Below are 6,392 nucleotides of genomic sequence, written 5' to 3' on the forward strand. Positions count from 1 at the left end.
TCTTCGCCTTGGCATTCTTGGCGTTTCAGCAGGATTACCTAGTGGAATAATGGCCACAGGTCGAATACCAACAGGTAGTTCAAGGGCTTCTTTCGCCAATACTTCATTAAATGCGCCAACCCAGCAGGTCCCAAGTCCTTTTGACACTGCCATCAATAGCATATTCTCAATAGCAGCCGCTGTATCTTGAATACAATACAACTCTTGTCCTCGCGAACCATACCTGCTTGTTGATCGTTTTATGTTAGCACAAACGACTATCACAACTGGTGCTTGAGACACAAACCTCTGTCCTAATGCAGCCTCAGCAAGTTTTTGTTTTGTAATCCTATCACGGACGATCAAGAATTCCCATGGTTGACAATTTCCCGCAGATGGTGCAAATGTCCCAGCCTCAATTATTTGACGCACATCCTCGTCTGAAATATCTTCATCTGTGAATGAGCGAATTGAACGTCTTCTTAAAATCGCTTCTTGAACATCCAATAATTTCACCCAACTTGACTTAATTCTCAACCTTTGCTCCACGAAAGTGTGGGCATTTTGCCGCCTTCGGCAGTTGAATGAATGAATAAGATGTTTAACTGATAATCGGATGTATTTGTAATAGTATGTGCGCCTTCGGGGCCTTTAGGACAATAAAAACCCATTTCAGGTCGTAATTCAGTTTTTTTGCCTTTTGCGTCTTCTAAGGTGCCTGTCCCAGATAGCACGTATTGAAATTCTTCATAATCATGATGATGACTCTCTATTATGGCTCCAGGCTCTAAAAATAAATATCCGACAACTAAATTCTCAGTTTGAGTAGGAGAACCTTCACCGCTCAAGACTTTCAAAGTTAATCCATTTATACCAACGTCCAATGCTGGAGCAGATTTGAGGTTAACTATTTCTAAGCCTTTTACTTTCTTCTTCGAACTTTTTGACTTTTTCTTAGAGGGCATGAAATACTACCTCCCAAAAAACATTTTGAAATAAAATGCATGGTTCTACAGATATAATTCAACTGCTATTTATTTTGAAGGGATAGCTAGCAAACCTTTTTATTCCAAACTTGGTTTCAGATGCTGCAAATAGTACGATAATATGTTGATTTGGATTAAAAACCTCAAGCTGAAGGATACTTTGTAAAGGAGAATATCTAGAAAACACGGTGTAAAATAGATGCAGGTTTCAGGGCAATTAATAGAAGCAGCGATTTACATTCTAATCATTTGGGTGTTCATCTATGTCGCCTACAAAGTTTTTGATTTGAAAAATAAAGGCGTTGAACTTGGACCTTTTATCGCGATTTATCGGACTACAAGATTATCTATTATTGAAAAACTTGCGAAAAAATATCCTTCAGCGTGGAAAATTGCATTTTCAGCTGGAATTGTCATTGGGTTTCTCGGTATGCTTCAAATCATCATTGTTCTCCTACAAAATCTTCTCAATTTCTTCTTCGCACCACTTCAGGCCAGCCCGGTTTTACCACTCCTTCCAGGTATTACGATTTCTAACGAATCACTTCCCTTTATTATTTTTGGTCTGGCTGTAGTTCTTTTGACACATGAAATATCCCATGGAATTGCAGCACGTATTGAAGGTGTAAATTTAAAATCAGCAGGATTATTATTACTTGCTATTCTTCCTGGAGCTTTTGTTGAACCTGAAGAAGAAGATGTGAAGCGTGTCAGCCCAGTCGCGAGATTACGTATTTTTGGTGCAGGATCATTTTCAAATATTGTAACTGCATTTCTAGTTCTCTTACTTTTAACAAATTTTGGCTTATTGATTGCACCTCTTTTTGGCCAATCTACAGGTGTCTTAGTGACAGATATAGTTCCGGGGGGTCCATCAGATGGTATACTTGAGCGAGGTAATGTTATCTTTTCTATCAACGGTATGCCGACGCAAAATGTACAAGAACTCTCTGATATTCTCTCAAATGTTCAAGCTTTTGAGACTATCGAACTTGAAACGGATGAAGGAATAATTCAATTTAAAACCGGTGCACGACCAGATGATCCAGCAAAAGGTTATCTAGGAGTTTTTACGTTCAATTATTATCCTTCTCGCTTTGGATTTCTAGGTACATTCTTCCCGCTTCAGTTATTTACACTCCTTCAATGGACTTTCCTACTCACTTTGAATATTGGTCTGCTCAATTTGCTGCCCATCTTTTTCCTAGATGGAGATAGGATGCTAACAGAAGTCATTGGTTACTTCAGCCTAAAATTCAATAATTTTAAAATAATTGGAAACGTGATTCTAAACGGTATTAGATCTTTCGCTCTTATGGTACTTCTCCTCAACATAATACTAACTTTTGTTAATATGGGACTTGTATCAATTTAAATATTTGAGCAGACCAAGAAGAGTGTGAGCTTACTTGCAACAATGTGAATGTGGCAAAAAAGCCGTGTATTTTCAAAAACATTCGGGGCAAAAACTGTGTAAGCGGTGTTTTCTTGATTCAATAGAAAAAAAGGTTAGAAAAACCATTTCGAAACACAAAATGTTTCAAGAGAACAACCGGATAGCCTTTGCCTTGTCAGGAGGGAAGGATAGCGTCACTTTGTTACATATTCTTCATGGGATAGAAGAAAAATTTCATAACACAGAGATGATAGCTGTTACTATAGATGAAGGAATAGTAGATTATAGAGAGGATGCAACTGCCATTGCTAAAGAAAATACAAATCAATTAGGCATTGAACATGTAATCGGGTCTTTTCACGATGTTTTTGGTGCGTCTTTGGACCAAATCATTGAAAAAGCTGATTCCCTAAAAGAAAAAAGACTGGCCGCATGTACTTATTGTGGTGTTTTAAGAAGAAAAGCGATTAATATTGTATCACGTAATCTTAATGCAGATATCATCGTTACAGCACACAATCTTGATGATATCGCTCAAACAATTCTCATTAACTTAATCCGAGGAGATATTTGGAGATTAGGACGTGATTTAAAGTCGTCTAAAATGATTGATTCCCGCATGATTCCTAGGGTAAAGCCAGCTCGCGAAATCCCAGAAAAGGAACTAACGCTTTACGCATATTATAGAGGACTTAATTATCATGGTGGTTCTTGCCCTTATTCAATAGAAGCATTACGTGGAGATATAAGAAATTTCCTGAATTTAATGGAAGTTAAAAGACCAGGAACTCTCTTCACACTTCTTAAAACTTCAGAAAAAATCAGTAAGGCACTTCAACTTCAGTCAAGCCAACCAATTATCCTTGGGTCATGTGAATACTGTGCAGAGCCAACTCAGAGACAAATGTGCAAAGCATGTGAGTTATTAGGTAACATTGATCTTCTTAATGAAAACAAGTCAGTCTAAAAACTAAGTGGCGCCGGGGGAGGGATTCGAACCCTCGAGACCATCCATAGTTTCTCGGAAGAAGAAACTTCCATGGGTCACAGACTTAGCAGGCCTGCTCCCTACCAGGCTAGGATACCCCGGCATAAAGTGCGACAGTGCTCCTAATGGTGGATATTACCTACCATTGCGGCTTATTGAAACCCGATCTCGACCCCGTGATCCCATGAGCACTCAACGTCGAGGTTTAGGTTGCTCCCTTCCGGGCCTGGCCAGGTTCGCCTCATAAAGAAAGTGACATCCTTCCTCCAAAGAATGTTCCATCTCCGCCAGTCCCATGAGGCGAGGCTTCACTGTCGTGGATTCAAGACCAACAAAGGCAAGAAAATATTGCCCATTAGGTTACTGCTCCCTGCTAAGGCCCATTGCAGGTTACAGGGCAGGGCCAGCTCCCCGAGCCTACCACTGTCGCAAGAAATAGTAATATATAATTACGTTTAAAAACATTTGCACTTCTAAGATGCCATGCCTTGCGCAATTTCAAATAAATGGAACTGATAATCAGACTTTAGGTCGAACTAGTCTCTTAAGATGAGAAATGGTGGTGATCGAATACAAAATGAGTATTGTTTAATGATTTTTACTGCCGCAAATCAAGAGGAAGCAGAAAAAATTGCACAAGAATTAGTTGGAAAGAAAATGGCGGCTTGTGTTAATGTATTTGATGTTGCATCGATTTACTGGTGGGAAGGTAAAATTGATCGAGATACAGAAGCACTTGGAATGATCAAAACAAGGAAAGATTTAATTGAATCAATAATTGAAGAAATCAAAGTTAACCATTCTTATGAGTGTCCTGAAGTCATTGCAATTCCCATCATCGCAGGTAGCAAAGAATATCTTGACTGGATAGATGATAGCGTAAAAAAAACCTAGTAGACCTTAATTATGAGCCTTTCTGAACTCTTCGTCTAACCACAGGATCAGAATCTGTTATTCTTTTGAATATTTCTTCAAATATTTCATCCCTTTGAAGCATGCGCTTTAGATAGGTTCCAGTACGGCCAATATCATCACGTCTTAATAAGATCTTGACGCGCTCTTCAACAATATTCATGCTAACCCCTATTAGTCTAGCTGCTTCACTCTCACGCCCGATTATCGGCCATTCATAATGCCCCTTTGCGCTTGGTTCAATTAAAAGCAGTCTTTTGTCAACACCTGGTACACGTTTTCCTGTTTTTAACCCATCTAAATCTAGTTTTCCTCCAAACGCATAAAATTCATGCTCCCGCGATCTCAAAGCTGTTAAAGGAAATGTAACAACTGTTAGATTATCTAGAGTTATATGAGCTTTTGGAGTATGATATGGTGTAGCATGCACAATTTCTCGCTTCTGAAAGGCATTAATACCCAAACCTTCACGAAGAGCTAATTCAACTGAAAAAGAACTAAGTACATATGGGATGACAACATCAATATCGCTTTCCTGCGATACAGAGCCTCTTGCAACACTTCCGTGAACAAAAGAGCGGATATTGGAGTGGCTTAAGCATTCGATGATTTGAGTAGCACGTCCCCTCTTCTCTTTGAGAAGTTTCCAAATGTCATCCGTATAAATAATTTCGACCCGATCGCCTCTTAGAACGGGTTTCTTGCTCATTTTTCTCACATGAAATAAGTTTTCACAGTGGGATATATAAAACCTCTAACATGTCTGCAGTAGGATATTCCTCAACAATACCACATTTATACCCCATTTCTTTAAGTGTTGAAGACAATTCCTCTAAAATCCATCCATTAACTTCAAGTCTGTTTTTCTGTAGATTGATTCCAATATACTTAGGTGGAACGTTAAATTCACGAATTAACCTATTTCGAAGTTTATTGAGTGCTTCTTTTGAGAAGTCACCATCAATAACGCCCTTTAAAAGAAGGCCATCCTCAGTCACTTTTTCATAAGGTTTAGCAACATTTTTTGCACGCCGTAGCAATCTATTCTTCAATTGATATTGATCCTTGGTGATAATAGGGCAATAATGGGCCGTTATATTGCTATTTATTAGGATCCAGTCTAGAAGTTCAGTTGCTGTGGATTCACTGCCTTGAACAGCAGCAAATGTTCCTTTTTTGAGAACGAAGCCTCGATTTTTTAACTCACTAGCTTGTGATTCTGTAAATTCAAATTCATTTAAATTTATAAATGATCCATCAATGTTCTCTAAAAGCCGCACGAAATATTTTATTTTGTTAATGTAGTCCTCTGTTGGAATTACTGGTACCTCAATTCCGACATCAAGTTCATATTCTTCAGCCCATTTCATTTGATCAGAAATGTCTTGACATGGCTGAAATCTTAATTCATCTAATCCCGCATCAATTAATTGCGAAAATAACTCTTTTGTTAAGAAAAGACCATTTGTGTAGAGATGAATGTGAAATTTTCGTCCAAATGATTCTTTCAACAAATGAATATAATGAAGTACACGCTGAGGGAAAAGAAGTGGTTCCCCCCCTGTAATACCTGCTCCCTTTGCATCCATCAACTGAGCTTCATGGACAATATCTATGTCATCTGTAACCTGAAGTTCATTCGCATAGATTACATCACGATCTCTTCTATTTTCAGATAAAGGGCAATACCAAAAACAATTCTTAGGCTTATTGCAACGACCAGTCACAAAAAGTACTAATTTTTGTCCTTTGATACAATATTGGCATCCAATAGGAAGTTTTCCAATAACTAAAGATTTTCCTGCAGTTTCTTTAATTTTACGTGGCATAGATCTCACAAATAATGTGAGTTGATATTTAATAAATGGACTTCAAAAAAAGAAAAGAAAAAAAGTATGCCATGCTAAGCTCAGTCAGTTGAGCGCATTTGGTCGATCAACTCTTTGACAGCAAGTTTATTGTAATTTTGTTCCATATGTTGCAGTATTCCGTTTCTCCAAGCGCCAAAATCAGGATAGAAACGTGCTTTGAAAGTAAAGGGAGTAGCAAGTTCCTCCCTGATCTCCTTACCTTCGCTGTGCTTCCTTTCAAGAATCTTCTTGATAGTTGGATACTGCATATCTCTAGGCAA

General features: G+C 38.3%; 8 protein-coding genes, 1 tRNA gene and 1 other RNA gene. 3 read left to right on the plus strand and 7 right to left on the minus strand.

All coding sequences use genetic code 11. From position 1 onward, the window contains the following. The coding region (locus QVB70_RS16215; RefSeq protein WP_287588429.1) for a nitroreductase family protein at positions 1-486 on the minus strand (486 nt) is incomplete at its 3' end. Between the two features lie 26 nt (positions 487-512). Continuing rightward, positions 513-944, minus strand: coding sequence for a cupin domain-containing protein (locus tag QVB70_RS16220; RefSeq protein ID WP_287588431.1), 432 nt, complete (start codon positions 942-944; stop codon positions 513-515). Between the two features lie 220 nt (positions 945-1,164). Between QVB70_RS16220 and QVB70_RS16225 the strand changes: the two genes are divergently transcribed. Together QVB70_RS16225 and QVB70_RS16230 are read left to right on the plus strand one after the other, a co-directional pair. Beyond that, complete coding sequence (locus QVB70_RS16225; RefSeq protein ID WP_287588432.1) at positions 1,165-2,340, plus strand: site-2 protease family protein; 1,176 nt, start codon at positions 1,165-1,167, stop codon at positions 2,338-2,340. Positions 2,341-2,374: 34 nt separating this feature from the next. Then, positions 2,375-3,328 (plus strand): TIGR00269 family protein, encoded by a 954-nt coding sequence (locus tag QVB70_RS16230; protein ID WP_287588433.1) that lies wholly within the window; start codon positions 2,375-2,377, stop codon positions 3,326-3,328. An 8-nt stretch (positions 3,329-3,336) separates the two neighbouring features. Here the strand turns inward: QVB70_RS16230 and QVB70_RS16235 are convergent. Then, positions 3,337-3,452, minus strand: a tRNA-Ser gene (locus QVB70_RS16235). A gap of 9 nt (positions 3,453-3,461) precedes the next feature. After that, positions 3,462-3,777: signal recognition particle sRNA (gene ffs, locus QVB70_RS16240), an RNA gene on the minus strand. Between the two features lie 163 nt (positions 3,778-3,940). Here ffs and cutA point away from each other — a divergent pair. Next, a complete protein-coding gene (gene cutA, locus QVB70_RS16245) occupies positions 3,941-4,243 on the plus strand; it encodes a divalent-cation tolerance protein CutA (RefSeq protein ID WP_287588435.1) in 303 nt (100 codons plus the stop codon). A gap of 10 nt (positions 4,244-4,253) precedes the next feature. On the opposite strand, the gene QVB70_RS16250 is transcribed toward cutA, so the two are convergent. The 3 genes from QVB70_RS16250 to QVB70_RS16260 form a co-directional block, all read right to left on the minus strand. Further along, positions 4,254-4,970 (minus strand): nucleotidyltransferase domain-containing protein, encoded by a 717-nt coding sequence (locus QVB70_RS16250; RefSeq protein WP_287588437.1) that lies wholly within the window; start codon positions 4,968-4,970, stop codon positions 4,254-4,256. Positions 4,971-4,992: 22 nt separating this feature from the next. Beyond that, positions 4,993-6,090 (minus strand): radical SAM protein, encoded by a 1,098-nt coding sequence (locus QVB70_RS16255; protein WP_287588439.1) that lies wholly within the window; start codon positions 6,088-6,090, stop codon positions 4,993-4,995. Between the two features lie 80 nt (positions 6,091-6,170). Beyond that, the coding region (locus tag QVB70_RS16260; protein ID WP_287588441.1) for a hypothetical protein at positions 6,171-6,392 on the minus strand (222 nt) is incomplete at its 5' end.

Origin of the sequence: Candidatus Borrarchaeum sp., from assembly GCF_019058535.1 — an archaeon.
Lineage (GTDB): Archaea > Asgardarchaeota > Sifarchaeia > Borrarchaeales > Borrarchaeaceae > Borrarchaeum > Borrarchaeum weybense.